Here is a 1,437-nt window from a genome sequence, read left to right as displayed (position 1 = left end):
TTAGAGCTCGTAACACGATCATGTGAATCGTCTCTGGTGGGCGTGTCCGGTGCGACGATTCCGCCGTTCGTGGGGTGTGAGCAGGAAGCCGTGGATCGTGGATGATGAGTTGTGGGCGCTGGTCGAGCCACTGCTGCCGAGGTGGCCGGAGCGGTCGCCGGGGCCGCGCCCGGTGGACGACCGAAAGTGCCTGCAGGGCGTCTTGTTCGTGCTGTTCAGCGGCATCGCGTGGCAGCAACTGCCGATGGAGCTGGGCTTCGGCTCGGGGCAGACCTGTTGGCGGCGCCTGATCCGGTGGCACAAGGCCGGCGTCTTCCGGGCCCTGCACCGGATACTCCTGGCCGAGCTGAACGCGGCCGGACAGATCGACTGGTCACGCGCCTGCGTGGACGCTTCCCACGTGAGGGCGAAAAGGGGGGCGAGGCGACCGGCCCGTCACCGGTCGACCGGGGCAAGACCGGCAGCAAACACCACTTGATCTGCGACGGAAACGGCACCCCGTTCGCGGTCATCACCACCGCGGCCAACGTCAACGACGTCACCCAGACCGTCCCCCTGGTCGACGGCATCCCGCCCATCGCCGGCCGCCCAGGACGCCCCCGCAGACGTCCCGACGCGCTCCTCGGCGACAAGGGCTACGACAGCAACCCACTCCGCCGGGAACTACGCAACCGCCGGATCCTGCCAGTGATCTCCCGCAAGGGCAGCCCGAACATCCAGAGCCTGGGCAAGCTCCGCTATGTCGTCGAGCAGACCTTCGCTCTGCTGCACCAATTCAAGCGTCTCGCAGTGCGCTGGGAACGACGCCTCGACCTCCACGACGGCCTGGTCTCCCTGGCCTGTGCCCTCGTCTGTTGGCGGCGGCTGAGGCATCGATAACCCCCGGGCAACCGTGTGCACGACAGCACGTGTTAGAGATCAGCGGTGACTTTCTACGAAGACTTGAGCCCCTACGCTGAGGAGCCAGAAGACACCTTCTGGGAGGGCGAGGGCACCCGAGTGGTGACCTTCACCCCCCGCTACACGCGGATCAACATCGGCTGGCTCGCGGCAGACCACCCCTTCGCCGTCGGCTCACCCCCTCCCGGCTTCGTGGAACAACTCGACCGCATCCTGCACGGCCAGTACGTCAACCCCGCCCTGGGCACGCACCCGTGCGAACTATGCGACACAGCAGACGACGCCACGCCTCGTGCGCCCCGCGGCGGCAGCGAGATCCGTGTCCCGGCCTCACCCACCGAGGTTTATGCCGCACCCTTCCTCATCAGCCACTACGTGCAAGCACACCGCTACCTCCCGCCGAGACCCTTCATCGACGCGGTGCTGGACTCCCACGACACCTGGCGCAACGGCCCCCCGGCCCCCTGGCTCCCTGACGACGCCCAGCGACTCGACTTCGAAGCCGGCGACTGAGCAAGATCGTGTTACGAGCTCTTA

At 67.0% G+C, this 1,437-nt stretch carries 2 protein-coding genes; both read left to right on the top strand.

Annotated elements, in window-relative coordinates:
* Positions 1-76 precede the first annotated feature (76 nt).
* Positions 77-879, top strand: a protein-coding gene (locus tag ACIP64_RS41460; protein ID WP_401598058.1) for an IS5 family transposase whose coding sequence is annotated in 2 segments (ribosomal slippage) — positions 77-394 and positions 397-879 — 801 coding nt in all. Because the reading frame shifts where the segments join, the coding sequence is not laid out codon by codon here.
* A gap of 45 nt (positions 880-924) precedes the next feature.
* Positions 925-1,413: a hypothetical protein gene (locus ACIP64_RS41455; protein ID WP_401598055.1), complete on the top strand. Its 489-nt coding sequence runs from the start codon at positions 925-927 to the stop codon at positions 1,411-1,413.
* The last annotated feature ends 24 nt before the right edge of the window (positions 1,414-1,437 follow it).

This window comes from Streptomyces sp. NPDC088733, from assembly GCF_044751185.1.
GTDB lineage: Bacteria > Actinomycetota > Actinomycetes > Streptomycetales > Streptomycetaceae > Actinacidiphila.
This window is presented reverse-complemented; position numbering and strand designations above follow the sequence as displayed.